Raw genomic sequence first — 25,695 nt, forward strand, 5'->3', positions numbered from 1 at the left:
CGACAACGCGTCAACGTGCTGTTCGCGATGCTCCGCGACGGCACGTTCTACGAACCCAGAACCCCACGCCTCGCTTGACCAAAGACATAGAGGCACCCCTCCCGGCAGGAGCCGCGCGATGCACCAGCTCACGTACGGCGACATCGAGTCCGCCACCGACCGCATCGCGGGCCGCGTCCGTCCTGTGACGCTCGCTCCGACCGACCCCGGAAGCGCGCCGGGTCCGTGCGAGCTGTGGCTGGCCCTGGAGTACATGCAGCACACCGGCTCCTTCAAGGCCCGCGGCGCGCAGAACTTCCTCCAGTCCCACCGCGACGCCGGCACCCTCCCCGACGCCGGGGTGACCATAGCCTCCGGCGGCAACGCGGGCCTGGCCTGCGCGTGGGCCGCACAACAACAGGGCATCCGCGCCACGGTCTTCCTCCCGGCCACAGCCCCCGAGGTGAAGGTGACCAGACTGCGCTCGTACGGCGCCGACGTCCGCCTGGTCGGCGCGGAGTACACCGAGGCACTGGCCGCCTGCGAGCACTTCGCCGCCGCCACCGGGGCGCTCCCCTCCCACGCGTACGACCACCCGCTGATCGCCGCCGGCGCGGGCACCCTCCTGGAGGAGATCCACGCCCGGCTTCCCGGCCTGGACACGGTCGTCGTCGCGGTAGGTGGCGGCGGCCTGTTCACCGGCGTGGCCACCGCCGCGCGGCACCGCGGCATCCGCACGGTAGCGGTCGAACCGGCCAACTGCCGCGCCCTGAACGCCGCGATCGAGGCGGGCCGGCCGGTCGACGTCCCCGTGGACTCGGTCGCCGCCGACTCCCTGGGCGCCCGCCGCACGTCGGCGATGGCCCTGGATGCCGCCCGGCAGGGCGACGTGCACTCGGTCCTGGTCCCGGACGACGAGATCATCCGCGCCCGCCAGTCCCTGTGGGACCACCGCAGGGTTGCGGTGGAACACGGGGCGGCCACGGCGTTGGCGGCGCTTACGGCACGCGAGTCGAGCTCCGAGTCCGGCTATCGGCCTGCCGCCGGCGAGAGGGTCGCCGTGGTCCTTTGCGGGGGCAACACGGACCCGAGGGACCTGGTCCGCTGATTTTGGAAGAGTGCCGATATCCCACAGCACTCCCCCTGCCACGGCGCTGGAACTGGAAGCCGTCGCCCGCGACCGTGCGGGCCGGACAGGGATCACGATGCCCCTGGAGAAGTTCCAGGAACTGACCGGTGAGGCGTGAGGGACGTCAACTTCGACCCAGCCGCCGAGGAAGACCCGTCGGAGTCCGGCGCGGATTCCGACCCGGTCCTGATCGGCGTCCACCGCAAGCCCCACGGCGTCCTCTTCTCCGTCGGAGCCTCCGGGGCGCTGCGCGTCCAAGCGGCACGACACGCGGCCGTTGCCTCGGCCACCGGCTCCATCGACGCCGAGGGGCTCCACGCTTCCGAGATCTCCGATCGAGCCACCGAGGCATACGCAAGGGGCAACCTCGAAGCGGACACTCGTATCGCCCGCGTGATGGCCCGCCACCGCCGGCCTTAGGAGCGGCGGGCAGGGCGAACACTCCCTACGTCCTGTCTTGCCGCCGAGGCCACGTCAGGTCTGCGACTCGTTGCTCACGTCGTCGGGGGTGACCGTGATGATCGCGACCGCCGGCGGATGCGGCTGTGGCGCGTAGGCGTACACGATGGTCAGGCCCGGCAGATCCTCACGTGGTTCGAGCCGGGTCCGGTAGACGACCGTGGCGCCGTCGCCGTGCACCGACCCACGCCGAATTCCGAGTCTGGGACTGTCCTCCAGCTCCCGCCGCAGTTCTTCGACAGCCTGCTGGGCGACCGGACCGAGCGTCTGGAGGCGTTTCGCCGCCGAGGACGTGATCACGGCGATGGCTCGACTCACTCCTGCTTGCCTTTCTTGACCTCGGCAATGAGGTCGAGCCCCTCCTGAAGCGCATCGTCGAACTCGGGATCACTGAACGCACGGATGCTGCCGGCATACGTCTTGATGACGTCGGCAACCTGGTGGAGGTCGGTGGCCGTGGCAGTGTCCAGGGCGCGATCAAGATCGGCCTCAAAGCTCTCGGCGTCCCCCGGGAACCCCCGCCCGTCCCTCAGGGCGGCGCGGATGTCGGCCACGGTCCTGAGCGGAGACGGTGATGTGTGCGTGATCCCGGCGTGCTGCGCACTCATGAATCCTCCTCGGGCCTGGCCTGCGCTTACGACCATAGTCGCGCTCACAGGTCGATCACGAGCCGGATGACCCCACTCATACATCCCCCCACTGCCGCACGACCAGCGGCTCGACCGCCTGGACCCGCAACGCCGGGCCCTCGTCCAGCTCCAACACGACGGCGGACTCACCGGCGTCGGCCCGCTCACTCCGTACGCCGACGACCACACGCCACTCACCCCACACCCTCACCCGCTGCCCACACCGCACCAGCACCGCCGCGACCTCCCTCCCGACGGGCTCGGCCACGAGATCCGGCGCCTTCAACTCGGCCCACACCATTTTTCCAATCCCACCCACGCGCTCCTCAACTCCCCACCGGTGCGCCAACGCCTCGACGAGCAACAACCCACGCCCACAGGTCTCCTCGTCACCGGGCGCCCGAACTTCCGGCCGACCCGAGCCCGCGTCACTGACCTCCAGCCGCAGCAACCCCTCCGCCAGCGATCGCGCGATCCGAACGCCCACCAACCGGTCGCTCGGCACGGGCACGCGCAGCGCGTTGGTCACCAGCTCCGAGAGCACCAACTCGGCTGATTCCAGGACGTCTTGGCTGACGCCCCATTCACCGAGTACGGCGTGCGCCAGCGCCCGGGTTCTGGGCACGCTGCGACGGCAACGGGTTAGCCGAAAGGTGACTTCGTTCTGTGCAGCCATGGCAGCCCCTAGAGGGTCGACGCGCGGCCGGAGCCCCACAGAGATGGCCAGTTGGGCCGCGGGACACCGATGTCATGCCCAGCAGGATGTACGCGGATCACTCGAATCTGCAACGTTGCCGATTAAGATGGCATCAATATTCCACCTTCCGAGTTAATCCCGCCCTGTAGCCTCCGCCGCTCTGCTAAACGTGTTGGCATGCTTGCCAAGAGCACCACCCCGAACCCCTCGACCGTGCTCGGCCGCCAACTCGGCGACGAACTACGTCGGTTGCGAGAGGCCGCAAAGCTGACCACCACGCAGGCAGCGGACGCTCTCGACTGCACCAAGGGCAAGATCAGCCGGATCGAGAACGGCAGAGTGGCGGTCCGGCTCCCGGACCTGACCGCGATGCTGCACGCCTACGCGGCTGCGGACCCCGAACTCCGTGACCGGCTGAGTGCACTGGCTCGCAAGGCCAACCGCCGCCGCAGGCAGGGATGGTGGAACCAGTACGGGTCGGTTCTCGCCGACACATACCGCGACTACATCGCGCTGGAAGCCATGGCCGGGGAGATCCGCACGTTCCAGGCGCAGCTCGTTCCGGGCCTGCTCCAGACCCCGGAGTACATCCGTGCCGTGACGGTGGCCTCGCAGCAGTGGCAGACGGCGGACGAGATCGAGAAGTTCGTGCAGGTCCGCCTGGCCCGACAGGAACGACTCACCGGCGACTCTCCTCTGCACCTCTGGGCGGTCCTGTCGGAGGCCGTTCTCCTGCAGCAGGTCGGCGGACCGCAGGTAATGCAGTCCCAGTTGGAGCACCTCATGTCTACTTCCGAGCACCCCAACGTGACCATCCAGGTCCTGCCGTTCTCGCGCGGCGCGCACGCGAGTATGTTCGGCCCGTACGTAGTACTGGGTTTCCCGGAGGAGGCAGCACTCGACGTGGTGCTGGCGGACAACCCGACAGGCTCCATCTGGCTGGAACGGGAGGCGGAAGTCGCCCGCTACCAAGACCTGTTCGACGCCGCTCGCACGTCCGCGCTCTCTCCAATGGAATCCCGCACCGTCATCCAACGCAGGGCCAAGGAGCACAGAGCATGAATCGCGCACGCCACAGCACGCCGGACCTGTCGGGCGCGAAGTGGCGCAGCAGCACGTACAGCGGGGGCAACAACGAGTGCGTTGAGATCGCTGACAACATTCCCGCTGGCATACCGGTCCGCGACAGCAAGAGCCCCACCGGCCCAGTGATCGGCTTCGCTCCTCCCGCGTGGCGCACATTCATCGCCCACTTGGGCTGAATGCCAGCTACGGAAGACCCTCGGCAAGAGGCAGCCGCGCCCCTGCTGCCACCTACCAGCCGCATTCCGTCTGTGCCGTCCCCTCCTGGTGATCCGCGCACTGACCTAGGATGACGAGAACCATCTCAGCGGCCCGACGGGCTTCCTGATCCGCCTCGCGAAAGCGCACGGCGGACATCGGAGGACATGCCCCCACCCGCACGAGTCTTCTTCGTGCTGCCTGGGGGCATTTCCTTGCTGTTCCGTGAGTCTGCGGCGTCCGTGGCCACCCGCATCCTCGAAGGGTCGTTGGGGCTGCATCTGACCGAGAACTTCCGTCACCAGCACGGCCGGAACGCCGGACAGGCGGAGATCCGGTCCTGGGAACGCAGCCTCCCGGCACTGGTCAACGCTCTCATGGAGGCTGGACTCGACAACGTCGAGGTACTCATCGAGTACAGCCTGCCCCTCACAAGCAAGCGCGCGGACGCCGTACTCGCCGGCGTACACCCGACCACGGGCGAACCGTCGTACGTCGTGGTCGAGCTCAAGCAGTGGAGCGCGGCCTACCCGGAAGAGGACGAGCCGCTGCTGTGCCGGATCGACGCGTACCCGCAACCCGTGCTCAACCCGATCGAGCAGGTCCGGGGCTACTGCGAGTACCTGTTGTCGTTCAACGGCGCGCTGGAGCGAATGCCGAAGTCTCTGGCAGGGGTGGCGTTCCTGCACAACGCGACCGAGTTCGGCGTCGCAGGGCTGCGCAGCGTCAAGGAGGACCAGCGCGGCCGGATGTACACCGGCGAACAGCGCGGCGCCTTCCTGGACTTCCTGCGCTCGCGGCTCGCCGCGAAGCCCGGCGCCGAGGCGGCAGACGTACTGCTCAGCGGCAAGGTCCGGCCGTCCAAGCAGCTGATGGCCGTCGCGGCGGCCGAGATCCGCGACCGCGAGCAGTTCGTGCTCATCGCCGAGCAGCGGGTCGCCTACGAGCAGGTCATGTCCGCCGTGCGCAAGGCCAAGCGGTCCAACCACAAGCAGGTCATCGTGGTGACGGGCGGTCCCGGCTCCGGCAAGAGCGTGGTCGCGCTGTCGTTGCTGGGTGAGCTGTACCGACGCGGGGTGACCGCTCTGCACGCGACCGGGTCAGCGTCGTTCACCAAGACCATGCGCAAGGTCGCCGGCGCGCGAAAACCCGCCGTGCAGCAGTTGTTCAAGTACTTCAACAGCTTCATGGACGCCGAGCCGAACGACCTCGACGTACTGATCTGCGACGAGGCCCATCGCCTCCGCAAGACCTCCGCCAACCGCTACACCAAGGCCGAACTGCGCACGGGCCGCCCCCAGGTGGCGGAGCTGATCAACGCCGCCCGGGTACCGGTGTTCCTGCTCGACCAGCACCAGGTGGTGCGGCCCGGCGAGATGGGGACGAAGGAGGAGATCAAGCGGGCCGCCGCAGCGCAGGGCCTCGAGTGCACGGTTGTCGAGTTGGACGGCCAGTTCCGGTGCGGCGGCAGCGACGCGTACGAGAAGTGGGTCGTCGACCTGCTCGGGCTGGAGGGCGGCTCGCCCAGCCAGTGGGAGCCCGACGGCAAACTGGAACTGCGGACCGCCGAAAGCCCCCAGGAACTGGAGGACTTCCTCGTCGCGCGTCGCAAGGAGGACTACAGCGCCCGCATGTCAGCCGGTTACTGCTGGAAGTGGACCACCAAGGTCACCCCGGACATGACGGCACTTCCCGTCGATGTCGTCATCGGGGACTGGGCACGGCCATGGAATGTGTACGGAGAACGGTCCGTCCTCGGCGCACCGCCCTCGCCCCTGTGGGCCACCGATCCTGCCGGCTTCGGCCAGGTCGGCTGCGTCTATACCGCTCAGGGTTTCGAGTACGACTGGTCGGGCGTGATCATCGGGCCCGATCTGGTGTGGCGTACGGACCACTGGGTCGTGGACCGCTCGGCATCGAAGGATCCGTCCTTCACGAAGGCGACCTCGGACGCGGATATCGGCCGCCTCATCCGCAACACCTACAAGGTGCTGCTGACCAGGGGCATGATCGGCACGATCGTCTACTCGACGGACCCGGAAACCCGCGAGAAATTGCGGTCGCTCACTCAACCAACGTCTGGAGTGAAGGTGCCCGCGCCCGTGTAGTACCGCGTGCGCAACAAACTCGACCTCAGTCTTGGGTCAAGTGGCCATGGGAAGAGGCCCCGGCAAGGTCATACGACCTGGTCAGGGCCCAGCCGACAGGCAATTCGGGCTGAATGTTCGCGTACGTATCAAAATCAGGGCGTGCCAACCATCATCTCGAAGCCGATCTACTCCCAGCCGTCGAGAGACACCTGTGGTCCACCAATGAGGTAGCAGTTCAGGGCGCTGGCTGTGGTGTCGACGAAGTCCTCAGGGACTGCGTCGGCGTGAACCCATCGGACCTGGGCGTGCTTGTGTGGTTCGCGGTTTTCGGGTTCGCCTGTCCACTCGTGGGCGACGAAGACGACAGTGAGGAACCCGTTGGGCGCTTCAACGCCCCAAGCGCCGTGGATGACGTGAGCGACCTTGAGAGCCTCGGGCTTCACCGTCAAGCCGGTCTCCTCGTAGAGCTCCCGCGCCGCAGTCTCGGTGATGGGTTCGCCGGGCTCGCTCTTGCCGACCGGCAGGGTCATGGATTCGAGGGCGGGCGGTAGGGCTTTGGGCTGGTCGTCGGTTGTCCGCTGAGCCACGGTTGCGTCCTTCATCGGCCGGTTGATTGTCAGCCTAAGCCAGCGCTTCCCGTGCGCGGCGGGCGAGTTCGGTGGCTCCCGGCACTTTGCGGCGCTGGTAGACGGCGACGGTTGATCGGAGCGAGGTGATGGCCCTGCGGGTGCGGTCGGAGGTCATGCCCTCCATGAGGGTCAGGGCCTGGGACCAGGCGGCTACGGCCTCGTCGGCGCGGGCCTGGGCGGCGAGAATGCTTCTCGGTCGTCACCCAGTCACGCTTCCATCCGACGCCCCTCGCCCTCTGGGGCACTCTCACCGGCGACGACCGGACAGCAATCGACCCGGGGTCCTCTGGTTGGAGCGCTGCGGCTGGCCTGCTGCCCGTCGTCCTGACCCCGCCCGCGTAAGATCAACTCCCGCACCCCTGGCAAGTTTCGGCAAGTTCCTCGCCCCGCAGCGCAGTCCCGGGCAGGCTCGGGCACAGAGATCGTTACCGGCGTCCGAGGAGGACATCATGGCCCTGCGTAAGCTCGGCAAGGACCCGGAGAGTCCCAGTGGCGGTTCCCCCACCATCTACCTCGACGAGGAGAAGGACAGCTACCTCGTGCAGGGGCTGAAGGTGGAGGACAGCGAGCGCCTCGGGCAGATGGACATCCCCGGCCATGAGTCGGTGGTGGAGATCCCCCGGCGCATGGTGCAGTTCTTCCTGGAGGTGAAGAAGGTTGACGAGGACCCCGACGTTTGAGGAGCTGTTCCGCGACTGCCAGCGGACGGCCGTTCATCTGGAGATGCGTGACGCCTACATGAAGTCGGACCCGGCCTTCATCGACTGGAAGGCCGGTGAAACGCTCGACCCCGCCGAGCGGTGGGCCGACTGGCTCAGCCTGGTCACGGCCGCGACCTCCCGAGGCGTCGAAGTGCGGCGGGCGCGGATCGTTTCGACGCCCGTCAGCGAGTACATCCGCTTCGAGTACGACGTCACGGACAGGCTCAACATCGCTGCCGGCGAAGACGTGCGCTGGCTCTCCCGGCGAAACTCAACGGCCCTCGCCCTTCCGGGCAACGACTTCTGGCTTTTCGACTCCAGCCTCGTCCTCGTCAACCACTTCGATGGCAACGGCGAGAACATGGAGGCGGAACTCACCGAAGCCCCTGAGGTCGCGAAGCTCTGCGAGGCGGCCTTCGAGGCTGTGTGGGCACGGGCGACACCCCACGCTGAGTTCCAGTCGGCCTGACAGCTCGAACAGCATCCTCGCAGCGAAATGACATCGCCATCTTCGAGCGTTCAAGAAGCCCGCAGGGCCCTCGGTAGGCGCCTGCGTGAAATCCGGCTCGAAGCCGGGCTCACCAAGCGGGCGTTGGCCACCAGTCTCGGCTGGCACGAGTCGAAGTGCTCGCGCTTCGAGAGCGGCACGCGTCCGCCCTCCGAGCGCGACCTTCGTAAGTGGGCCGCTGCTTGCGGCGCAGAGAGCACCACCGAGGATCTCGTCTCGACAGCCCGCGGCATCGAGGGCATGTATGTCGAGTGGCGCCGGATGGAGCGCACCGGCCTGAAACAGGCTCAGGAGTCGGTTCTCCCTCTGTGGGAGCGAACTCAGCGCTTCCGAGGTCGACTCGCAGGTGGCGGCACGCGCCGATGCCGCCCTGGAAACCGTCGGCTACTCGACGTGGACGGTGACGGGCGACGGACTCCTCGGCCATCCGCACCGGGCGCCGTACGACAGGGTCATCGCCACCTGCGCGGTCCGCCGCATCCCGTACACGTGGGTCCGGCAGACGAAGCCCGGTGGCATCATCCTCAGCACGGTCGGCTCCTGGCCTTGGGGAACCGGCCTGGCGAAGGTTACCGTCGGCGATGACGGTACCGCCGAGGGCGCGGTCATCGGACGCTCCTCCTTCATGCAGGCGCGGGCCCAGGCGGTGACTCCACTGGCCGGCGACCTCTCCGCCCGCACCGCCTACGCGGACAGTGACCGGCCCGTGCTGCTGTCTCCTCTGCTCTTGGAGGAGTGGATGCCCGCCTTCCTCGTACAACTCGCCGCACCGGGGGCGCAGTTCGTTCGCGCCACCCGCAGCGACGGCGCACCGTTGCGGTACCTGTTCAACCCTGAGCGGGAGTCGTTCGCCGAGTTCATCGCCGACGGCGAGAGCTGGACCGTCCGCCAGGGCGGCCCTGTTGCGCTCTGGGACGACATCGAGCGCGCCCTCGTCGCCTGGCAGGACAACGGCAGTCCAGGTATCGAGGCTGTGCGGCTCCGCGTCACCGACAGATCGCACCTGTACTGGATCGACAGCAGCCCGCTGTTGCGCTGGGAGCATCGGCTCGCCTGAACCGCTACCCTCCGGGGAAGCCTCACCCCAGCTCGTAGGAAGCACGATGGACGACGAACCGCTGTCGCAGTGGGCCGAGCGCCGCGACACCAAGATCGGACGGCTCCGCGCCGTGCCTCTCTTCGTCACGAGTGACAGTCCGCAAGGGTCACATCTGCACCCTGCCACGCCACGGGCGATCCAGCGTTGGAACGGACACTTGTGGGAGCCCTACGGCTTCGCGGTGAATCTCGCGGAGACGAGACGCATCTTGTTCCCCGACACCGAGGTCACCCCTGCCTCCGGGCCGGCGCCACAGCTCGGCCATGGGACCGGCAGACACCGGAAACCTCAGGCGCCGCAATAGCTCTGGCGAGGGCCCAATGACAACTCACAGGGCCCCTGGACCAGCCAGACACCCGCCAAAATGGCGACCATGAAGCACGAGTACGAGGCCAAGTTCCTCAACATCGACGTCGACGCGCTCCAAGCCAAGCTCGCCGACCTGGGCGCCACGCAGACCTTCCCCCGTACCCGCCTCACCCGGAAGATCTTCGAGAACGACGCCCTCGACGCCGGTCAGTGGATCCGGCTGCGCGACGAGGGCACCCGCTACACGCTGACGCTCAAGCACGTCACCGACGCCACGCGTATCGACGGCACCACCGAGATCGAGACCGAGGTCTCCGATCTGGACGCCATGGCCGGCATCCTGCGTGGCCTCGGTCTGCGAGAGGTCCGCTACCAGGAGCGTGGTGCGAAAACGTGAGCGATGTGGGGGGCCATGAGAGCGGACACCGTCGATCTGCGGCGTATTTTCGGCAGGGACATCCGGTACACGGTGCCGTTGTTCCAGCGGCTGTATGTATGGACCAGGGACGACAACTGGGCAGCCTTGTGGGAGGACATTCGCCGTACCGTCGAGCGGGCCGAACGGGCCACGCAAGGCGTGAGCCCCCGGCGCCGCGCAGCGACACCGAGGGCTCACCCCCTACCGGACCCGAAGGGAAGTCACCTCACCCGAAGGCCAACTTGTCGTTCCACCCCGACCCGATGACCGTCTTCACCGGAGCGTTCGTGTTGGTGGTGGACGGGTGATAGATCGACATGTGCCCGTCCGAAGTGAACCGAGCCCAGATATCCGGGATGCCGTCCCCGCTGATGTCCGGAATCCCGATCGCCGAGTTGACGTTGGCCTCCGTCCAGCTACCGCCGAAGGTCTCGTCCCCGTTGACGGCGTTGCCGCCCAGCATCAGCGAGTTGAGGTCCACGCTGCCCGTCACCGCACCCGGCTTCCCGCGCCGCAGGTACATGGCGCCGTTGTCCACGTTGCGCCAGAGCAGGTCGGCCACGCCGTCCTTGTTCATGTCGGCCAGGTTGACGATGTCACGGCGGGACCAGGCGTCCGGGTTCATCATGGTGGCCGTCTGGATGCTGCCGCCTGTGTATCCGGACAGGACCCAGAACCCCGCAGCCGTCCTCAGCACCAGGTCCGGCAGCTTGTCGCCCGTGATGTCACCCAGAGCCTTCAACTGGGTCCAGGTGGACGGCGCCGGCGCGTTCGACGGCAGGCGGATCTTCATCCGCTGGGCGACGTCGAACGAGCCGTAGCCGTCGCCCGGGTAGAGCCAGAAGCCGCCGTCCGGGGTACGGGCGAACAGGTCCGTGGTGCCGTCGCCGGGGTAGGTGTCCTGGTAGTGCGCGATCAGCGCGGCCTTGTTGCCGAGCGTCGAGGCGGCGTCGTACCAGTGGCCCGCCGGGTTGAGGGTCACCTTGCCGTCCGTGGCTCTGGCGTACGACGAGGTCAGCTGGCCGTACAGTTCGCCGTCCGGCTGGCCCGGGTACGTCCGCAGGACGCCTCCCGCGTCGATGAGGAGCAGGTCGGGGGTGCCGTCGCCGCCCGTGTCGCCGGGGGTGTCCGCGTTCTCCTTCGGTGGGACGTACGTCGTGTGGTCGGTTCGCGCGCTCGGGTTGCCGAGGCTGTCGTAGGCGTAGACCTGGAGGGTGTTGGGGCCGGCGTTCGGCGGCTGCAGGTCGGGGACGGTGGCGTTGCCGTTGGCGTCGGCGTTCACGGAGATCGGGGCGACGCCGCCCCAGGCCCAGGTGAACCTCTTCGCGCCCGGTGACGCGAAGGTGATCGGGCCGGTCTGGCCGAAGTGCACCGTCGCCCAGGTGGCGCCGTCGTTGGTGGCCCGCAGCCATACGTCGCTGGTGACGACCGGCGGTGGCGGGCCGGAGCCGTCGATGGTCACGGCGCAGGGCGTGGTGCCGGGCGGGAAGTAGGTGGAGAGCGCCGACGTGGGGGTGTCGGAGTCCTCCGCGCGTACGTCCCAGTAGTAGGTGGCCTTGTCGTCGAGGTTGGCCGCGAGGATGGTCGTCGAGGCCCAGCCGCTGCTGAGGTTGGTGGCCAGGACGCCGGTCGGGGCGCTCGCGCCGGACTTCCAGAAGCGGAAGCGCAGGCCCTTCAGGTTGCCGTCGGGGTCGGTGGCCTTCGCTTTCAGGATCAGGTTGCCCTTGCCGACCGTACGGCCCGGCGAGCCGATGACGCAGTCGCCGCCGGGGACGGTCTCACCGTCGGTGGGCTCGTTCGGCGCGCGGTTGTAGACGGCCTCGACGGTCGCGGACGTCGCCCTGAACTTGCGCCAGGTCTGGGTGTCCGACTCGCTGGTGGCACGCATACCGAGGGTGAGGGTGGAGTAGCCCTTGTCCGTGGAGTACTGGGCGGCGTCCTTCACGTTGAACGACTCGTAGTCGTCGGCGCAGGAACTCGACCAGCCGTGCGCGAAGGACTTGCGCTGGAGTTCGTCGGACCAGCTCGGCTGCGCGTTCCACGTCGTACCGGACGAGATCGAGCCGGTGCGCCAGATCTGGAACTCACGGGTCGTGCAGGACCAGGAGTGGTTGTTGAGCACCTTGAACGTCGCGGACTTGATGTCCGCGCCCTTGATCTTGCTCGACCAGTCCATGCGCCAGAACGAGCGGGCGGTGCCGCCGGTGTCGCTCTCGTGGCCGACGCGCGCGTCGGAGGTGCCGGAGGAGAAGTTGGTGCCGTTGAAGAAGCTCGTGCTCGGGTACGGCTTGTAGGCCACGGTCCAGGCGTCCCAGCCGGGGTTCAGCGGTGGGTCGACGAACAGGGGGTACGTGACGTCCGCGCGGTCGGCGAGGCCGGTGGCGGCGAAGCCGAGCTCCAGGCGGGCGGTGCCGGTGTTCGCGCCGTCCAGGCCGATCGGCAGGGGCGCGGACTCGGCGCCGGGCTCGACGCCTGTGAGGCCCGACAGCTTCAGCACGTCGGCCGGGGTGTCGACGGCCGTACGGTTCGGGGTGCCCGGGGGCAGTTCGGGGTCACGGCCGCTGGAGTCCCAGGCGAACGGGGTCGGGATCGAGCCGACCTCCTTGCCGCCCTTGTCCAGGATCTGGACCCGGCTGGCCCTGGTGTCCTTGCGGAACACGGCGGTGTCGGAGCGCAGCCCGTACGAGACGGTGGCGAGCGCCTTGTTCCGCGCGGCCTCCGGGGTCTTGACGATCAGGACCTGCGCCATGCCGCCCTCTTCGCGGGCGACGAGCAGCAGGTCGACGCCGGGCAGCACTTCCGAGTACAGGGCACGCGGTCCGTCCAGCACCGGCTCGGGCAGTTCGCCCGGCCAGGTGTACGCGACGGTGTGGCCGCCCAGGTCGACCTCGGCCAGCACGGTCTCGCCAGGGGTCCCGGTGCGGGTGTAGGAGCGGTCGGCGCGGGCCTGGCGGGCGGTGCCACTGGCGAAGCGCACCGCGACGGCCGGGTTCCCGGGGGCGATGCCAAGTCCCTCGGGGGCCTTGGCCGTTCGCTTGAGGGTGTTGTCGATCGGCGCCCACTCGCCCTTGGCGTTCTTGGCCCGGGTCGGGGTGGCTGTGATGCGGCTCTTGAGGTGACCGTCGGGCAGCGCCCAGGTCAGCGTGGTCGCGGTGGTGGCCGTGTCGACGAGCACCTGCTTGCCGGTGCGCCGGGCCTGGGCCGTCGCGGCGGTCTCGTCGCGCGGGCCGGTGGAGGCGGGGGTGGCGTCGGTGGAACTGGTGGTGCCGTCGGCCTTGGCCGGGGCGGAATCGCCCGGGTGCCACCACGGCAGCAGGGCGGCGGTCAGGGCGACCAGCACGAGGCCGAGGGTGCCGAGGGTCAGGGACAGCCGGGTGCGGGTGCGCACCAACGGGCTGAGACAGCTGGGATATCGAGGCGGCGCGGACACAGCGGTCTACTCCCGTGGGAACCAAGCGGATTGGGGACAGCACAAACAGCCCCGTTCGGCGGGCCGCGGGGTAGAAGGCGCGGATACCGTCACACATTCGCCGTATCAGGTCCATGTATGAAGAAGTTAAGAGTTTGTTATGAACAAGCGAAACCGATGCGGCGATGCGTTAGGTAAGTCCGGTTCAGGCCTTTTACGGAGCCTCATTGGCCGACCTTGGGCGATTCGCGAGATTCGCCTGATCAATCGTCGGTATACCGCTTCAATCACTTTCGCCCCGTGGCACAGATCACTTTTCAGGGCGGTCCCACTCCCGGCCGATCTTGAAATGTGCCCGGACATGTCACAGAGTGCGCACGCACGCGTCTGAGTCAGACGTGTGCTTTTTGATGAAATGCCAGGTGGGGGTCTACGCGTATGCGTGCTTCAGGTCCGCTGTCATGGCTGAGGCATGGACGCCCAGCTCTGACAGAGTCCCAACGACGGCGTCGGCGGCTGAGCCGCACGGCGACCGTTCTTCTGCTGTCCTCAACGCTGACCGTGACCAGCCTCGCCGGGCAGGCCATGGCCATCCCCGACCCCGGCATGAGCCGCGAGAAGGCGATCGCCAAGGTCGACCTCCCGGACCTGCCGGACGCCACGGAGGTCGAGGGCGACGAGGCCGCCGACAAGACCCTGACCCTGGCTCCGGAGAACCCGGTCGACCCGTACGCCCCCGCCGCGATCGCGCCGTGGACGTCCGGAACCGGCAGCGCCACCCTCTCCACGGGCGACGCGCCCGGCACCACCAAGCCGGTCAGCAACAACTTGCCGGTCGCCATCGGCGTTCCGGCCGGAGGTGACCCCGCCGCCCTCGCCGGCAACTGGACGGTGGGCGTGGCCCCGCAGACGACCTCGCAGGACGCGGGCGTCTCCGGCATCGTCATGAAGCTCACCCCGCCGGCCACCGTCGACCCGGCCGCCGAAGTGGCGATCACCATCGACACCACGGGCTTCGCCGACCTCTACGGGCCGCAGGCCGCCGACCGCTTCGGTCTGATGGTGCTGCCCGAGTGCGTCTACTCCGCCCCGACCGAGGGCGACTGCGCCGACGGCGGCGGTATGACCACGATGTCCGTCTCCCAGGGGGACAAGGACGTCAAGAACGGCAAGCAGAACTTCCAGCGGCTGCGCAGCACGGTCAGGACCGTGGCGGCCAAGGACGCGCCCACCGACTCCACCGCGGCCAGGAACGCGAAGACCCGCAAGATCCTCGGCGGCAGCATCCCGGTCTCCAGCCTCGTCGGCGAGGGCTTCGTCCCCGCGAAGGCGACCCAGGCCTCCTTCCGCGACGGTGTCCAGCCCGCGGTCGCCGCGAACGGCGGCGCCGCCGTCGGCGGTCTCGACACCGGCTCGTCGGTGTCCGGCGACTTCACGGCCTCGCCGCTGCTGTCCTCCGGTTCCTGGGCGTCGGGCTCGTCCTCGGGCGCCTTCACCTACTCGTACCAGGTGCAGACCCCGGAAACCGCCGGCGGTCTGATGCCGAAGGTCGGCCTGTCGTACTCCTCGCAGTCCGTCGACGGCCACACCTCGTCCACGAACAACCAGGCCTCCTGGATCGGCGACGGCTGGGACTACAACGCGGGCGCCATCACCCGTACGTACGCCAACTGCCGCCAGGACTCCAAGAAGGCGGGCTCCAACAACTCCACCCACCGCACCGCGGACCTGTGCTGGGGCTCCCAGAACGCCACCCTCTCGCTCGGCGGCCTGACCACCGAGCTGGTCTGGGACGCGACCAGGGGCAAGTGGTTCACGGCCAACGGAGACGGCTCCACCGTCCAACGGATCAAGGGCGAGGCCACCGGCAACGGCGCCAAGGACGGTGAGTACTGGGTCGTCACCACCAAGGACGGCACGAAATACCACTTCGGCAAGAACAAGCTCCCGGGCTGGGACGACCACGGCACCGCCGCCGACGACCCGACCACCAACTCGGTGCTCACCGTCCCGGTCTACGGCAACCACTCCGACGAGGACTGCTACAAGGGCCCGACGACCACCGACTGGACCAACTCCTACTGCACGCAGGGCTGGCGCTGGGCTCTCGACTACGTCGAGGACGTCCACGGCAACGCCATGTCGCTGTGGTGGCAGAAGGACCAGAACTACTACGCCCGCAACTTCAACTTCAAGTCCCCGGTCGCCTACGACCGCGACGGCTGGCTCGACCACATCGACTACGGCCAGCGCAGCAACAGCATCTTCACGACGGCCGCCCCGGCCCGGGTCGGCTTCGCCGTCAAGGAGCGCTGCTACACCGTCGACGACGTCACCTGCTCCGAGGACAACTTCAAGTCCAAGGACCCGCGAAACTACCGGCCCTGGTTCGACACTCCGGCCGACCTGCGCTGCGAGTCCGGCAAGAAGTGCTGGAACGCCGGGCCGTCCTTCTGGACCCGTAAGCGCCTCGACAAGATCACGACCTCGGCCCAGCGGCGCACCGACACCGCGGCCCGCCAGGTCGTCGACGAGTACCAGCTGAAGCAGAGCTTCGCGAAGCTGCTGACCGGCCCGAACACCGCCCTGTGGCTGGAGTCCGTCCAGCGCACCGGCTACGCCCGCAACGGCTCCACCGACGCGAGCGTGACGCTCAACACCGTACGGTTCGAGCCCAACGCCGAGGACATGCCGAACCGCGTCAAGGCGGTCCACGCCTCGCGCCCCGGGTTCTCCCGGCTGCGTATCGGCCGTGTCGTCAACGAGTACGGCGGTGAGACCGTCGTCAACTACAAGAAGATCGACGGCGACTGCCTCACCGGTGATCTGCCCCTGCTCGACCAGCGGTCCGACGAGACCCCGGCCCAGGCCATGGCCCGTCTGCAGTCGCAGCTGAAGACGAACAACCGGCTCTGCTACCCCTCCTTCTGGAACCCCGACCCCGAGGTCGAGGACATCGACTGGTTTCACAAGTACGTCGTGGACACCGTCGAGGAACTGCCGAACATCGACGGCAACTTCACCACCAGGACCGAGTACGCGTACAAGAACCCGGCCTGGAAGCTCGCCGAGGCCGAGTTCACCAAGAAGTCCCAGCGCACCTACTCGCAGTTCGCGGGCGTCGAGCAGACCACGGTCCTGACGGGCCCGGTCAGCGACGAAGGTGCCGCGGACACCGCGAACCAGCGCTCCAAGTCCGTCACCCGCTTCTTCCGGGGCCTCGGCGACAGCGTGTCCGTGAAGGACATCACGGGTGCCGAGATCGCCAAGGACGAGGAGCCGTTCGCCGGCCGCATCGCCGAGGAGCTCAGCTACACCGACTCCACCAGGGCCGACTCCGACTGGCTGACCCGCTCCGTCACCAAACCCGAGGCGACGGAACTCGCCAAGCGTGACCGCGACGACGGCCTGACCCCGCTGCGGGCCTGGCGGGTCACGGAGCCCGAGGAGACCGCGTACACCAGGTCGTCCGGCACCAACTCCGACGACACGCGCACGGTGCGCTCGGTGCGGACGACGACGACGTACGACCCGACGTACGGTCTGCCGACCCTGGTGGAGTCCCTGGGTGACACCGCGGCGAACAAGACCGGTGACGAGTCGTGCACCAAGGCCGAGTACGTGCACCAGACCGACAAGAACCTGATCGGTCTGACCAAGCAGGTCCTCGTCTCGCCCACCACCTGCGCCAACGCGAACTGGAGCGATCTCACCACGCTGACCGGTGCCACCCGCACCGCGTACGACGGCGGAACCTACGGCGCCGCGCTCGCCGCCGGCACCCGTGGTCTGGCGACGGAGACCTGGTCCCTCAACGGCACCGGCACCGGCTTCCAGACCAACGGGACGAGGGGCTTCGACGAGGTCGGCCGTGTCGTCCGGCAGACGGACCCCGACCAGCTGGCCCAGCCGTCCCCGAAGTCCTCCACGATCAGCTACGTCTCCGAAGGGCCGGCCACCGGACAGGTCTTCAAGGTCGTCACGACCAACCTGCTGGGTCACAGCCAGACCCAGGACCTGGAGCCCGGTCGCTCGACCACGCTGAAGACCAAGGACGCCAACGACCATGTGAGCGAGGCGAAGTACGACCCGCTGGGCCGGCTCGCCGAGGCCTGGGCCCCGGGCCGAACCCCCGGCAACGGCGTACCGGACTTCCGCGCGGTCTACACGATCCCGGCGGAGGAGACCGACCCCGACGACGCGAACACCAAGATCCGCAAGCCTCCGTACGTCACCACCTACACGCGTGGCTACCAGGACCGGGTCGAGACCTCCGTCACCCTCTACGACGGCCTCGGCCGCGAGCGGCAGAGCCAGGAGGAGGCCGACAACGACTCCGGCTGGCTGATCACGGACACGCTGTACAACAACTCCGGTGACGTCTACCAGACCAACAACGCCTATCTGACCGACGAGGCCAAGCCGGGCGAGCTGTTCACCCCGGTCTCGGACACGGCCGTCCCCAACATCACGCGCTACACCTACGACGGCCTCGGTCGCGTGCTCCAGGAGACCCCGTACATGAAGTACGTGGACCCGATCTCCAAGGAGAGCACGTCGAAGGCGTACCCGGAACGGGCCGTCCGCTACGAGTACGGCGAGGACTGGTCGAAGGTCATCCAGCCCACGGGCGACTCGTCCTACCGCGTCTACACCGACGCGACGGGCCGGACCATCCGCACGGACACCTTCAATCCGGCGGCTCCCGGCGGCTTCACGTCGACGCGCTACGTGTACGACGCGCACGGCCAGATCGCGCAGGCCACTCCCTCGGCGGACACGACGCACCCGTGGACGTGGACGTACGACCACAACGGCCGGATGGAGACGTCGACCGACCCCGACGCGGGCACGACCCGTACGGCGTACGACGCCCGCGGCCGCGTCCTCACGACGACCAACGCCCGTGGCGTCAAGGTCTGGAACAGCTACGACGAACTGTCACGGCCGAAGCAGCAACGACTGACCGGCTCGACCGGTGCCCTGCTCGCCGACTTCACGTACGACACCGCCCCGGGCGGCAAGGGCATGCCCGCCAACGCCACGCGCTACACGGACACGCTGGCGTACACACAGTCGATCGGCGGGTACACGAAGGACTACCAACCGACCTCGACCACCGTGTCGCTGCCGCAGTCGATCGTCGACACGTGGGGCTTCGCCAAGGATTACAAGTACGACTACTCGTGGTCCGACAACGGCATGCTGGACGAGCAGACCGTGCCGGCGGTGGGCAGGTTCTCCTCGGAGAAGCTCGTCGTCCGCTACAACAAGGACGGCAACCCGCTCTCCATCTCCGGCAAGGACTGGTACGGCTCACAGACGGCCTACGACGCGTACGGTCAGGTCCTCCAGTCGACCCTGGGCGCCCAGCCCTACCGGGTCTGGACGCAGGCGTCGTACGACGAGGGCACCGGCGAGCTCAAGGAGCAGTCGGTCTACCGGGAGAAGTCCGGCACGGGCGCGGACAACTCGGTCGTCGGCGGCAACCTGGTCTCCAACCGGGCGTACACCTACGACCCGGCGGGCAACGTCACCTCGATCCAGGAGAAGTCCGTCGGGATCGATGAGCGGCAGTGCTTCGTCTACGACCCGATGGGCCAGCTGAAGACGGCATGGACCTCCGGCGACCAGGCGAAGTGCACCACCCCGAAGAACGCCGACGGCACGCTCAACGTCGCCGCGGGCAAGGACAACTCCGGCTACTGGCAGGAGTACGAGTACGACCTCCTCGGCAACCGCAAGCAGCTGACCGAGAAGGACCTCACGGGTGCCACCGCGAAGGACGCCACCAGCACCTACGCGTACGGCAAGGCCGACGGCAGCCAGCCGCACACGCTCACCAAGGTCACGAAGACCTACACGACCCCGGCGGGCGCGCAGGTCAAGGCCGAGGCCACACGCCTGTACGAGCTGACCGGCGAGACCAAGTCGATCACCTCGATCCAGAACGGTGACAAGCAGGACCTCACCTGGACGCCGGACGGCAAGGTCGACCGGATCACCGGTGCGGGCAGCGGCGGCAGGACCCCGTACGTGGGCCTCGCCGACAAGTGCCTCGACCTGAAGTCCGGGGTGGCGGCCGCCAACCAGCCGATCCAGCTCTACGCCTGCAACTCCACGGTGGCGCAGAACTTCAGGTTCACGCCGACACCGGCTCCCGTCGGGGGGACGCAGTCCGACTCCAACCGCGGGACCCTGTCGGTCTACGACAACTGGTGCCTCCAGCCCACCGCGAACACGGCCGGGTCGGCGGTCCAGATCCAGAAGTGCGGCACCACCTCCGCGCAGGTGACCGCACAGGAGCTGAGGCGCGGCGCGACCGGGCAGCTCACCCACATCGCGTCGGGTCTGTGCCTGGCCGTACAGGGCGCCGACTCGGCCAACTCCACACCGATCGTCCTGGCGACCTGTGACAGCTCGTCCGCGCAGCTCTGGCAGCCGCAGAACGACACCCGTCACATCTACGGCGCCGACGGCAATCGTCTGCTCACCATCAAGGGCAAGCAGGCCACACTGCACCTGGACGAGGCCGAGGTCACCGTCCAGCAGGGCGGTGTCCTGGTCAACACACAGCGCACCTACACCGCTCCCGGCGGCGCGGTCATGCGCTACGCCTCTGGCACCGGTGCGGAGACCCTGGTCGCCCAGACCTCGGACCACCAGGGCAGTGCGTACACGGAGGTCGCCCTCAACGGGACGATGCCGGTGCGCATCCGCAAGCAGGACCCCTTCGGCAACGAGCGCGGCACCGCCGGTGCCAACCTGCAGAGCCACAAGGGGTTCCTCGGCAAGACCAGGGACGACGCCTCCGGCTACCAGCCGCTCGGCGCGCGCCTGTACGACCCGGTGGTCGGACGTTTCCTGTCCGCCGACCAAATGCTCGACCTGAACGACCCGCTGCAGTCCAACGGTTACGCCTACGCGCAGAACAACCCGGTCACGTACTCCGATCCGACCGGTCTGGCGATCAGCCTGACCGCCTCGGAGAAGTCCGCGGCCCTGGCCGGCGCGGGACTGTCACCCGCGCAGGTCGCGCAGGCGCAGTCGATGATGGGCAAGTCCCTGACCTCGGTGATCCTGGCCGTGGCCTGGGAGACGTTGAAGGACTTCATCGGCATCAACGACGCCATGGCCTGCTTCGGCGGTGACATGTGGTCGTGCGGCAGCATCATCCTGGACGCCATTCCGTGGACGAAGCTGGGCAAGATCCCGTCGGTCCTGAAGGCGATCAACCGCACCATCGACGCCATCCAGGCGTTCAAGGCCGCCAAGAGGGCCGCGGAGGCCGTGCTGAAGGCGGCCAAGGCCGCGGAGGCGGCAGCGCTCCGAGCCAAGAAGATGGCCATCGAGAAAGCGAAGAGAGAGGCAGCGCAGAGAGCCAAGAAGAAGGCTGCCGAGGCCGCCAAGAGAAGGGCCGACGCGGCGGCGGCCGCCAAGCGGAAGACGGGTAACCCGGCGCAGAAGCAGGCCCAGGCCAAGGCCGCTCCGAAGTCCTCCTCCCACTCCGGTGGAGGCGGCAGAGGCTCCGGCGGCGGCAAAAGCTCCGGCGGCGGTGGCAGCGGCAAGTCCGGCGGTTCCTCCCGCAGCAACGGCGGCACCAGCGGCAGCGGCGGATCGGGCAAGGCCGCGGACTCACCGGGCTGCAACAGCTTCGTGCCCGGCACGAAGGTACTGATGGCCGACGGCTCCACCAAGGCCATCGAGAAGGTCAGGACCGGCGACAGGGTCATCGCGACGGACCCGACGACCGGGCAGACCCGTGTCGAGACGGTCACCGCCGAGATCAGGGGCCAGGGTCTCAAGCGTCTGGTCAGGCTCACCGTCGACACCGACGGAAAGGCCGGTACGAGGTCGGACCGGATCACGGCGACCGCCGAGCACCCGTTCTGGGTTCCGGAGCTGGGCCGGTGGCTCGACGCCACCGACCTCAGGCCCGGTCAGTGGCTCAGGACCAGCGCCGGTACGCATGTCCAGATCACCGGAGTCCAGCGCTGGACGGCGCTGGACACCACGGTCCACAATTTGACCGTCGGTGACCTGCACACGTACTTCGCGCTGGCGGGCGCGGCACCTGTCCTGGTTCACAACGACAGCTGCCCGACCGGCACCGGCGCCGGCAACACCCCGAGCTATGTGGGCACGCCCAAGGACCCCGGAGTTCCCCGGCTCGTCGACGAGATCGAGGCCCGTTACCCTGGCCACGTGGTGGCGGTCGAGATGAAGATCGTCGGCGCGGACGGCAAGGACATCACCGACTTCGACATCGTGACCCGCAACGCGGTGATCCAGGTGAAGACCGGCGGTGGATCGGGCTCCAGGAAGGACCACTCGCGATACGAGTCGGCGACGGACTACCCGGTCATCAGTTTCATCTGGCCGAGCAAGAAGTTGAAGCCGTCGGTCGTCCGAGGTCAGGAACAGGCGGGCCAGATGGTCACGACCGATCTCGACGAACTCCTGGCGGTGATCGCTCCATGAGAGGTGCTCACCGAATGAGTGACGATCACCGCTTGAGAGGCGATCACTGCAAGAAGAGAGGGAGGTAGCCATGTCCTGGCCTTCCGTGGTCCTGCTGGCGAGCGCATCCGAGTGCGCGGCCATCGAGGCCAGGGTGCGGTCCCTCGGAGTTGAGAAGGACCCGCTCAGTGACGGAGACTTCCTGCACTGGAACGGGAACTCGTTCGCTCTGGACTTCTCGGGCGACGTCCTCTCGGACTTCGAGCCCGAGGAGGTCGAGGACATGGGGCGGCGGATCGGGGAGGACCCCCGTGCGATCTACGTTTCCTGTCAGTCCATGGAGGCGGCGCGCCTGTTCCTGTCCTCCGCCCTCCGAGGCTTCTCGGGCCTGATCGACACGAACCACGGCGACGTCGTCGAGTTCGCCGAGTTCGTGGACCTGATCGAGAAGCACCCTCAGTGGGACTGGCGCCGAACGGAGTTGGCCGAGCTTCTCGGGCGGCCGGGCGAAGCCTAGACCCGCCCGAGGCTTCCGTGAGGGCGCCCGTGCCACGAGGAAGGCCCCGTCGAATGGAGACATTCGGCGGGGTCTTCCGGCATGAGGTACGGAAAGGATCCCTGTCAGTGGGCCATGCCACGATGCCCGCATGACTGAAGCAATCGTTCACGCGGACCTCGCCCCGTTGGAACTCTTCGACACATCACCCGGCAACTACAGCCTGATCCTCGGCGACCACCACTTCGCCGAGGCGGCCGGCCTCTTCGAGGCCGTCGGCCAGGAGGTCAGCGGCTACAGCTGGGACGCGGTCGCGCGTACGGCGGTGCGCGTCCACGCGCCGGAACTGGCCGACCGGATAGGCGGCTTCGATCCCGAGGCCGGGATGATGTGTGTCTACGGCGAGGACGAGGCGGCTCTGCGGGAGCTCGGGCTGATCCTCAGCAGTGCCTTCCACGACCGCGTGAAGCTGGCCGCGCTGATCGAGGCCACCGACCCCGGCGACTGGGACTGAACCCGAACCCAGCGCCTCCGAAACCGGGATCGCGGCACCGCAGTCGCCGCGGTCGCCGCGGTCGCCGCAATCCGTACGGCCAAGCGAGGTGATCACTCGATCGTGACTTTCCCCCCTCCCCCACCCCCCGTGTCGTGATGCTGGAGGCAACGGCGTATGACCGGCGCCGCCCGGACGCGATGTGGACAGAGGGACGGGGACCGGCATGACACACGAAGCAGGACCACGCGAAGGCCTGGGTCTGGACGGGCGGGCGGTGCTTCTTGTCGCCGGGCTGGCCGATCTCACGGTGAGCGCCCTGGGCTCGGCCCTGGGGACGTTCCGGGGACTGTTACGCCGGTCGGACACACCGGAGTTGGCCGCGGAGGCCGAGCGGGACCTGCTGGCGCGCGGGCGCCTGGTGCTGGACCGGTACGCGGCCGCACCCCCGGCCCACCTGGAGATCCTCGCCCGGCACGCGCTGGCTCGGCGGGCCGCCGATGACGTGTGACCGCTGGGAACCGACCGCTTTCAAGGCCCGCGTCGACGAGGTGTTGCAGCCGTTCGTCGCCCAGGAGGCAGATCGGTTCGCGGCGATCGATCCGCTACTGGGCCCGGTGGCCGAGCAGTTGGAGGCCGTGGTCGCGGACGGAAAACGGCTGCGGGCGGCGTTCTGCTACTGGGGCTGGCGCGCGGTGGGACAGCCGGACAGTGACGCGCTGGTTCGGGCGGCGGCCTCCATGGAGCTGGTGCATGCCGCGGCTGTCGTGCACGACGACCTCATCGACGACAGCGCGTTACGGCACGGCCGGCCCACCCCCCATGTCGCTCTGCGCGGTGCCGTACGCCGCCGCCCTCGGGCCGTCGCCGCCGCGAGGTCGCTGGCGATGCTGGTCGGGGATCTACTGATGGGCCTGGCCGGGCAGTTGTTCGCCGGCAGTGGTCTGCCCGCGGCGTATCTGGCCCGGGCCCGCCCCTTGTGGTCGGTGCTGACCCGGGAGCTGATCGCGGGCGAGTGTCTGGAGATCCTGCGTACCGGCGCCGAGCCGGACGTCGCGGCGTCGCTGAAGGTGATCCGCTACAAGACGGCCAAGTACACCGTCGAGCACCCCCTGTTGATCGGCGGCGCCCTCGCCGGGGCGGGTGAGCGGCTGCGTGAGGGCTACTCCGCCTACGGTCTGCCGCTGGGCGAGGCGTTCCAGCTGCGGGACGACCTGATCGGCCTGTTCGGCGACCCGGAACTCACCGGAAAGGCCAACGCCGATGACGTACGGGGCCATCGACCCACCGCCCTGCTGGCGGAGACCTGGCGTATCGCCGGTGACGGCGACCGGGAGCACCTCCGCGCCCTCCTGGGCCGGCGCGACCCGGACGGGGAGGGTCTCGACGCCGTACGCGAGGTGATGGGCCGGCTGAAGACGCCCGACCGCGTCGAGGACATGATCACCGCGCGCGTCGAGGAAGCCCTCGGCGCTCTCCACGAGCTGGACGTACCTCCCCAAGCCGCCGCTGCCCTGACCGCGTTGGCACACTCGGCGACCGTCCGTCTGTCCTGATCCCCGCCCAGATACCGGGGGCCCGCGCCCGTGTCTCCCGGCCCCGACCGGCCCCGACAGCTCCCGGCCATCCGTACGTACGTCTGTCCGTCCGTCCCTCCACCCACCCGTCGTGGACGCCCCGTCGAAGACAAGGACCCTGCCGTGACCTGCACCGACGCATCGATGGACACCCTGCGCCAGGCCGGTGACGAACTCGCCGACGCCACCGTGGCCGCGCTCTTCGCACGCGGGGAGGTGGGCAAGTTCAACACCCTCATGCGCTATGTCTCCACCGCCGGTGCTCCCCTCCCGGACGGGCTGCCCGATGTCGCCCGGGAGTACCTCCGGGCCACGAGCGTCCCGCCGGCCTGGGTCGACTGGGCGGAGATGGAGCGGGCCCGGCTGTTCTTCATCGACAACAACGTGCACATCTCCACCGCCCTCTCCTTCGCCTCGATGCCCGCCTGCTACGTCGTCCCGCACGTGGCGAAGCTCCTGTCGGCCACCCATGGGCTGGAGTACCCCTCCAAACGGATGGCGGAGACCGGCCAGTTCACCGTGTACCTGATGCGGCCCGACGCCTTCGAGGCCGGCGGCCGCTTCGTCCCCGCCGCCCAGAAGGTCCGCCTCCTGCACGCCGCCATCCGCCACCACCTCGTACGCGAGAACCGCTGGGACACCGGAACGCTGGGAACGCCGATCTGTCAGGAGGACATGATCGGCGGGCAGATGTTCTTCTCCATGCTCGTGCTGGACTCCCTGCACCGCCTCGGCATCCACATGTCCACCGAGGGCGCCGACGCGTACTTCTATGCCTGGCGGGTCGTCGGAGCGATGCTCGGCGTCGACCAGGACGCCGTCCCCAAGTCCCTCGACGAGGCACGCCAGTTCCTCGACCTGTACATGATTCGGCACATGGGCCCTTCCGAGGAGGGCACGCACCTGACCCGACAGCTCATCGACCTCTACGAGGAAGTCGTACCCGGCACCTTCTTCGACCCGATCGTCTCCGCGCTCATCCGCCACCTCGTCGGCGACACCTGCGCCGACTGGCTCCAGGTGCCCCGCACCACCTGGGACACCGTCGTCAAGGCGGTCCCCCACCTGCTGGGCGTACTGGAGACCGTCGAGGACCGCTCCCCCCTCGGCGCCTGGGCCCTGGACCGCCTCGGCCACCTCACCACCGTCCTCCAGCTGTCCTCCCTCACCCGCGGACGCGTCATGCACTACGCCATCCCCGAACACCTCAAGAAGGACTTCGGCGTCTCCGACACGGTGCCCCGCACCCGCCGATGGACCCCGCCCGGCGCGACGGTCTCCCACTGATCCCGCCCCGCGACCGGCCTCGGCGGGATTCCCGACCGGACCCCG

The 25,695-nt window shown here is 68.4% G+C and carries 20 protein-coding genes and 4 pseudogenes; 18 read left to right on the forward strand and 6 right to left on the reverse strand.

All coding sequences use genetic code 11. The features are described from left to right. Positions 1–118 precede the first annotated feature (118 nt). The 3 genes from PV734_RS21160 to PV734_RS21170 are packed head-to-tail and all read left to right on the forward strand — an operon-like array spanning position 119 to position 1,528. Entirely contained in the window at positions 119–1,087 is a 969-nt protein-coding gene (locus tag PV734_RS21160; RefSeq protein WP_319290903.1) for a threonine/serine dehydratase, read from the forward strand. A 10-nt stretch (positions 1,088–1,097) separates the two neighbouring features. After that, a complete protein-coding gene (locus PV734_RS21165; RefSeq protein WP_319096291.1) occupies positions 1,098–1,226 on the forward strand; it encodes a hypothetical protein in 129 nt (42 codons plus the stop codon). After that, complete coding sequence (locus PV734_RS21170) at positions 1,223–1,528, forward strand: type II toxin-antitoxin system Phd/YefM family antitoxin (protein ID WP_319290906.1); 306 nt, start codon at positions 1,223–1,225, stop codon at positions 1,526–1,528. Before PV734_RS21165 ends, PV734_RS21170 begins: the two co-directional genes overlap by 4 nt. A 54-nt stretch (positions 1,529–1,582) precedes the next feature. Here the strand turns inward: PV734_RS21170 and PV734_RS21175 are convergent, their stop codons facing one another. The 3 genes from PV734_RS21175 to PV734_RS21185 form a co-directional block, all read right to left on the reverse strand. Beyond that, positions 1,583–1,885 (reverse strand): hypothetical protein, encoded by a 303-nt coding sequence (locus PV734_RS21175; RefSeq protein ID WP_319290909.1) that lies wholly within the window; start codon positions 1,883–1,885, stop codon positions 1,583–1,585. Beyond that, positions 1,882–2,175, reverse strand: coding sequence for a DUF6247 family protein (locus tag PV734_RS21180; RefSeq protein ID WP_319290911.1), 294 nt, complete (start codon positions 2,173–2,175; stop codon positions 1,882–1,884). The genes PV734_RS21175 and PV734_RS21180 overlap by 4 nt, the downstream gene beginning before the upstream one ends. Before the next feature lie 76 nt (positions 2,176–2,251). Beyond that, the gene (locus tag PV734_RS21185; RefSeq protein WP_319290914.1) at positions 2,252–2,821 is read right to left on the reverse strand and encodes an ATP-binding protein; all 570 of its coding nucleotides are present in this window, start codon (positions 2,819–2,821) and stop codon (positions 2,252–2,254) included. Between the two features lie 249 nt (positions 2,822–3,070). Between PV734_RS21185 and PV734_RS21190 the strand changes: the two genes are divergently transcribed. The 3 genes from PV734_RS21190 to PV734_RS21200 all read left to right on the forward strand — a co-directional run bounded on the left by PV734_RS21190 (position 3,071) and on the right by PV734_RS21200 (position 6,282). Then, positions 3,071–3,955: a helix-turn-helix transcriptional regulator gene (locus PV734_RS21190; RefSeq protein WP_319096284.1), complete on the forward strand. Its 885-nt coding sequence runs from the start codon at positions 3,071–3,073 to the stop codon at positions 3,953–3,955. After that, the gene (locus PV734_RS21195; protein ID WP_319096282.1) at positions 3,952–4,155 is read left to right on the forward strand and encodes a DUF397 domain-containing protein; all 204 of its coding nucleotides are present in this window, start codon (positions 3,952–3,954) and stop codon (positions 4,153–4,155) included. Before PV734_RS21190 ends, PV734_RS21195 begins: the two co-directional genes overlap by 4 nt. Before the next feature lie 186 nt (positions 4,156–4,341). After that, positions 4,342–6,282 (forward strand): DUF2075 domain-containing protein, encoded by a 1,941-nt coding sequence (locus PV734_RS21200; RefSeq protein WP_319290916.1) that lies wholly within the window; start codon positions 4,342–4,344, stop codon positions 6,280–6,282. 167 nt (positions 6,283–6,449) lie between these two features. Here the strand turns inward: PV734_RS21200 and PV734_RS21205 are convergent, their stop codons facing one another. Then, positions 6,450–6,851, reverse strand: a complete 402-nt coding sequence (locus PV734_RS21205) for an NUDIX domain-containing protein (RefSeq protein ID WP_319096426.1) — start codon at positions 6,849–6,851, stop codon at positions 6,450–6,452. A 34-nt stretch (positions 6,852–6,885) separates the two neighbouring features. Next, positions 6,886–7,077 (reverse strand): annotated as a pseudogene (locus tag PV734_RS21210) (tetratricopeptide repeat protein); the annotation flags it as partial. Between the two features lie 265 nt (positions 7,078–7,342). Here PV734_RS21210 and PV734_RS21215 point away from each other — a divergent pair. The 6 genes and pseudogenes from PV734_RS21215 to PV734_RS21240 all read left to right on the forward strand — a co-directional run. Further along, positions 7,343–7,573, forward strand: a complete 231-nt coding sequence (locus PV734_RS21215) for a hypothetical protein (protein ID WP_319096279.1) — start codon at positions 7,343–7,345, stop codon at positions 7,571–7,573. Beyond that, a complete protein-coding gene (locus PV734_RS21220) occupies positions 7,551–8,063 on the forward strand; it encodes a DUF6879 family protein (RefSeq protein ID WP_319290919.1) in 513 nt (170 codons plus the stop codon). Before PV734_RS21215 ends, PV734_RS21220 begins: the two co-directional genes overlap by 23 nt. A 27-nt stretch (positions 8,064–8,090) precedes the next feature. Continuing rightward, positions 8,091–8,285: pseudogene (locus PV734_RS21225) on the forward strand (helix-turn-helix domain-containing protein); the annotation flags it as partial. Between the two features lie 148 nt (positions 8,286–8,433). Next, a pseudogene (locus PV734_RS21230) lies at positions 8,434–9,159 on the forward strand (methyltransferase); the annotation flags it as partial. A gap of 46 nt (positions 9,160–9,205) precedes the next feature. Next, positions 9,206–9,505 (forward strand): DUF6087 family protein, encoded by a 300-nt coding sequence (locus PV734_RS21235; RefSeq protein WP_319096277.1) that lies wholly within the window; start codon positions 9,206–9,208, stop codon positions 9,503–9,505. A gap of 69 nt (positions 9,506–9,574) precedes the next feature. Continuing rightward, positions 9,575–9,889: pseudogene (locus PV734_RS21240) on the forward strand (CYTH domain-containing protein); the annotation flags it as partial. Between the two features lie 265 nt (positions 9,890–10,154). Here the strand turns inward: PV734_RS21240 and PV734_RS21245 are convergent. Continuing rightward, a complete protein-coding gene (locus PV734_RS21245) occupies positions 10,155–13,316 on the reverse strand; it encodes a DNRLRE domain-containing protein (RefSeq protein ID WP_319290921.1) in 3,162 nt (1,053 codons plus the stop codon). A gap of 582 nt (positions 13,317–13,898) precedes the next feature. Between PV734_RS21245 and PV734_RS21250 the strand changes: the two genes are divergently transcribed. The 6 genes from PV734_RS21250 (at position 13,899) to PV734_RS21275 (ending at position 25,650) form a co-directional block, all read left to right on the forward strand. Then, entirely contained in the window at positions 13,899–21,818 is a 7,920-nt protein-coding gene (locus PV734_RS21250) for a ricin-type beta-trefoil lectin domain protein (RefSeq protein ID WP_415924241.1), read from the forward strand. A gap of 70 nt (positions 21,819–21,888) precedes the next feature. Next, entirely contained in the window at positions 21,889–22,314 is a 426-nt protein-coding gene (locus PV734_RS21255) for a hypothetical protein (protein WP_319096274.1), read from the forward strand. Positions 22,315–22,444: 130 nt separating this feature from the next. Further along, the gene (locus PV734_RS21260) at positions 22,445–22,807 is read left to right on the forward strand and encodes an Imm51 family immunity protein (protein WP_319290924.1); all 363 of its coding nucleotides are present in this window, start codon (positions 22,445–22,447) and stop codon (positions 22,805–22,807) included. Between the two features lie 205 nt (positions 22,808–23,012). Continuing rightward, positions 23,013–23,297, forward strand: coding sequence for a polyprenyl synthetase (locus tag PV734_RS21265; protein ID WP_319096271.1), 285 nt, complete (start codon positions 23,013–23,015; stop codon positions 23,295–23,297). Continuing rightward, on the forward strand, positions 23,287–24,342 hold the full coding sequence (locus PV734_RS21270; protein WP_319290927.1) for a polyprenyl synthetase family protein: 1,056 nt from the start codon (positions 23,287–23,289) through the stop codon (positions 24,340–24,342). The genes PV734_RS21265 and PV734_RS21270 overlap by 11 nt, the downstream gene beginning before the upstream one ends. 144 nt (positions 24,343–24,486) lie before the next feature. After that, positions 24,487–25,650: an oxygenase MpaB family protein gene (locus PV734_RS21275; RefSeq protein WP_319290930.1), complete on the forward strand. Its 1,164-nt coding sequence runs from the start codon at positions 24,487–24,489 to the stop codon at positions 25,648–25,650. Positions 25,651–25,695: the final 45 nt, after the last annotated feature.

It is taken from the genome of Streptomyces sp. AK08-02 (assembly GCF_033795085.1).
Lineage (GTDB): Bacteria > Actinomycetota > Actinomycetes > Streptomycetales > Streptomycetaceae > Streptomyces > Streptomyces echiniscabiei.

Excerpts from the sequence above, each read along its gene's own strand:
- PV734_RS21215 (WP_319096279.1), top strand. The coding sequence starts at position 7,343 with ATGGCCCTGCGTAAGCTCGGCAAGGACCCGGAGAGTCCCAGTGGCGGT.
- PV734_RS21270 (WP_319290927.1), top strand. The coding sequence starts at position 23,287 with ATGACGTGTGACCGCTGGGAACCGACCGCTTTCAAGGCCCGCGTCGAC.
- PV734_RS21160 (WP_319290903.1), top strand. The coding sequence starts at position 119 with ATGCACCAGCTCACGTACGGCGACATCGAGTCCGCCACCGACCGCATC.
- PV734_RS21260 (WP_319290924.1), top strand. The coding sequence starts at position 22,445 with ATGACTGAAGCAATCGTTCACGCGGACCTCGCCCCGTTGGAACTCTTC.
- PV734_RS21255 (WP_319096274.1), top strand. The coding sequence starts at position 21,889 with ATGTCCTGGCCTTCCGTGGTCCTGCTGGCGAGCGCATCCGAGTGCGCG.
- PV734_RS21195 (WP_319096282.1), top strand. The coding sequence starts at position 3,952 with ATGAATCGCGCACGCCACAGCACGCCGGACCTGTCGGGCGCGAAGTGG.
- PV734_RS21265 (WP_319096271.1), top strand. The coding sequence starts at position 23,013 with ATGACACACGAAGCAGGACCACGCGAAGGCCTGGGTCTGGACGGGCGG.
- PV734_RS21235 (WP_319096277.1), top strand. The coding sequence starts at position 9,206 with ATGGACGACGAACCGCTGTCGCAGTGGGCCGAGCGCCGCGACACCAAG.
- PV734_RS21180 (WP_319290911.1), bottom strand. The coding sequence starts at position 2,175 with ATGAGTGCGCAGCACGCCGGGATCACGCACACATCACCGTCTCCGCTC.
- PV734_RS21200 (WP_319290916.1), top strand. The coding sequence starts at position 4,342 with ATGCCCCCACCCGCACGAGTCTTCTTCGTGCTGCCTGGGGGCATTTCC.
- PV734_RS21190 (WP_319096284.1), top strand. The coding sequence starts at position 3,071 with ATGCTTGCCAAGAGCACCACCCCGAACCCCTCGACCGTGCTCGGCCGC.